Source organism: Sporichthyaceae bacterium, from assembly GCA_036493475.1.
GTDB lineage: Bacteria > Actinomycetota > Actinomycetes > Sporichthyales > Sporichthyaceae > DASQPJ01.
Map to the genome: position 1 here is coordinate 1 of DASXPS010000001.1, position 1,580 is coordinate 1,580.

The window sequence follows — 1,580 nt, forward strand, 5'->3', positions numbered from 1 at the left end:
GTGAACCAGGCAGGCCGCAACACGGGCATCGTGACCGCCCCAGTCGGCACGGCGCGCCTGGACCAACCAAATCCGCGGCCCTCATCCCGCAGAATCGCCTGGACCGTGTTGCGTGTCGTTGTATCGATCGCCGTGCTGGGAACGCTGTATTACCGGTTGCCCCTGGATCACACCTCCGCGCCCGTCGCCGTCACCGTGCTCCTGGTCGGGTTAGCCGGATTCATCGCCCTGATCGGTTACCAGGTCTGGCTCATCCTCAGGTCCCCGTTCCCGGGCTTGCGGGCGGCCGAGGCGCTGGCCACCAGCGTCCCGTTTTTCCTGCTGCTGTTCGCCGCCACCTACGTGGCAGGGCCTCGGCAAGGTCGTCCGTCTCGGCGTGTCGGCGTGGTGACACGCCGGTGATGCGGTAGGTGCAGGCGCGGGCACGACCCGCTGGTGATCATGAAGGTTCGTACGCCGGACTGATCATCGGAGCGTGTCGTGCCCGCTTGGCCATCCTCGCCGATCGACCTGCTCTGCGCCCGCGTCGGGGCCACCTCCGATCGTGTAGGCGACCCCGATGCCGCGCGGGAGGCGGAGGTGCAGGCGTCGACCGATCTGGTGGCCGCGTTGGCGACGGTGCCCGACCCGCGTGCCCGCCGCGGGATCCGGCATCGGTTGGTGCCGGTGCTCGCGCTGGCGGTATGCGCGGTGCTGACCGGGGCCCGCAGCTACGTCGCGATCGCCGAATGGGCCCATGACCTGCCGCTGGGCGTGCGGATCCGGCTCGGGCTCACGGTTGGACGGGCGACGCCGAGCGAGTCGACGATCCGCCGTATCCTGCAGAAACTCGACTCGCAAACGCTGGACCGGGCGGTGTCGAACTGGCTGATCGCCCGCGCCGACCGCATCAGCCCGCCAACCCCGGACCCGGCGCAGCCCAGCACGCCGGAGCAGAACGCGGCATCCGGCACGGCGCGGATCACAGCACCCCCGCCGAGGGTCATCGCGGTGGACGGCAAGTCCGCCCGCGGCGCCCGCCTCGCCGACCAGCGGGCGGTGCACCTGCTCGCGGCGCTCGACACTCGTCGCGGGATCGTGCTGGGCCAGTCGGTGGTCGACGGCAAGACGAACGAGATCACCGCGTTCGCCCCGTTGCTGGACCGAATCGATATCACCGACGCGATCATCACTGCCGACGCTCTTCACACGCAGGACGAGCACGCCCGCTACCTGCACCGACGCGGCGCGCATTACGTGTTCATCGTCAAGGGCAACCGTCCCAGGCTGCACCAGCAAGTGGCGGGGCTGCCCTGGCGGGACATGCCGGCCGTGGACCTCACCCAAGACGCCGGGCACGGTCGGCGGGAGTCTCGCACCCTCAAACTCGCCGTGGTCCGCAACGCGGTGACCGGCGGGATCTTGTTCCCGCACGCCCAACTGGCGGTCCAGATCGTGCGCCGACGCCGCCCCGCGACCAGCCGCCGCTGGCACAGCGAGACCGTCTACGCCGTGACCGACCTGTCCTGGCAGCAGATCCGCGCCGACCAGCTCGCCCAGGCCATCCGCGAGCACTGGCACGTGGAGAATCGCCTGCATTG

Annotated in this window: 2 protein-coding genes; both read left to right on the forward strand. The window is 70.2% G+C overall.

Annotated elements, in window-relative coordinates; genetic code table 11:
- On the forward strand, nucleotides 1-402 hold a 402-nt coding region (locus tag VGJ14_00005; protein ID HEY2830776.1), incomplete at its 5' end, for a hypothetical protein.
- Between the two features lie 78 nt (nucleotides 403-480).
- Nucleotides 481-1,580 (forward strand): ISAs1 family transposase (locus VGJ14_00010; protein ID HEY2830777.1); only part of this gene is annotated, 1,100 nt, incomplete at its 3' end.